Origin of the sequence: Priestia sp. BR_2 (assembly GCF_041954005.1) — a bacterium.
Lineage (GTDB): Bacteria > Bacillota > Bacilli > Paenibacillales > Paenibacillaceae > Paenibacillus_AQ > Paenibacillus_AQ lautus_A.
In genome coordinates this window covers 1-968 of sequence record NZ_JAVFHM010000067.1, presented here as the reverse complement: position 1 = coordinate 968, position 968 = coordinate 1, and the positions used below count along the sequence as shown (strand labels likewise).

Sequence of the window (968 nt, the reverse complement as noted above, 5' to 3'; positions counted from 1 at the left end):
ACTAATATGTATAAGCATTTCACGCATAGTTATGTGGGTGCCCAAATAGTCAAGAAACCTATATTGTTCTACCAATCTATTTTTCACAAAATCTTTGGAAGACCTTTTATGATTTAAGTTTATAATACACGCTTTTTGCTTAGAACAACTTTCACATACCGACCAGTTACTTTCTTTATTCCATTCATCTAAGACTTTTTCAACATATAATGATGAGGTTACATCTAACAAATTGATAACACTAAAAGTGGAATTATTTTCTAAATAGGTCTTAAAACGTTTTTTAACTTCCACTTTCAACGAGGATAAATGTTCATGTTGGGATAAAAACTTAGTCAATTTACCTTCATTTGCAGCAATAAGATAGTATATTTTATCTGCATGGTTATCGTTTATACTTGCTTGTAATCTACTAAGCTCCTGTAGGATAATTTCGTCTTTCAGTTCTGATAAATCTTTAACCATTCTAATTTTTCCCTGCGGAAAATCCACCTCGAGTATTCCTGATTCAGGCCAATCTACTAAACCATCTTGGTGAAAATAATTATAAACGGAACGACATAACCTAGTCTTTCCATCCCCTGCATTTCCTGTTAGTATAATGCTTTGAGGATTATTTAAAAATAAATTACAAAGATATGTTTCTGCCTTGGTTTCAATTTTAAAAACATACGAGTCTTTACCTTTATCGTATGTATATTCATCATATATTTTAGAGTGATTAGGAGACAAAACATTAAATTGATCTAAATAGTCAACAAATGTATTTTTATTCAAAGTCATTCTCTCCTTTTGTCATTTTTATTATTCTGATACTATCTAATCTCATAATTCTAATAATTAATTGATGGCATAAAAACAGCCCAAATTGCTTCTAATCGACAATAAAAAAACTATCCATCAAAAAACAAAATAGGTAAAAAGTAATCTTTTATTTTCCTTTTTTAGGTAATTATACCTCATTATTC

The 968-nt window shown here is 29.1% G+C and carries 1 pseudogene; it reads right to left on the bottom strand.

From position 1 onward, the window contains the following. Window positions 1-777 (bottom strand): annotated as a pseudogene (locus RB298_RS01260) (hypothetical protein); the annotation flags it as partial. Window positions 778-968: the final 191 nt, after the last annotated feature.